We start from the raw sequence: 229 nt of genomic DNA, 5'->3' as shown, positions 1-229 counted from the left end.
CTCCGTCACCGTTTATCACAAGAAAGTGGACAGCTGGATCGTATTCATATGTGTCCATTAAATATTGTTCGAAACCTTCCCAAAAAGGAATAGTTCCCTCGTGAATATAATGGCGTTTCGCAACTAAACCCGTGCGTTTTCCATTAACAATCCATCCCTCATGTACAGCTGCTATCTTTTCTTCGCGCCCGCGCGTTCTGCCTTTTTGCCTTTTTACATAGAGCCCATC

The 229-nt window shown here is 44.1% G+C and carries 1 protein-coding gene; it reads right to left on the bottom strand.

All coding sequences use genetic code 11. From position 1 onward, the window contains the following. A partial coding sequence (locus FILTAD_RS15650; RefSeq protein ID WP_203229736.1) for a UPF0236 family transposase-like protein occupies positions 1 to 229 on the bottom strand: 229 nt, incomplete at both ends.

Source organism: Filibacter tadaridae (assembly GCF_900609045.1).
Taxonomy (GTDB): domain Bacteria; phylum Bacillota; class Bacilli; order Bacillales_A; family Planococcaceae; genus Sporosarcina; species Sporosarcina tadaridae.
The sequence above is the reverse complement of the archived record's forward strand: the minus strand, read 5'-3'. Positions and strand labels throughout refer to the sequence as shown.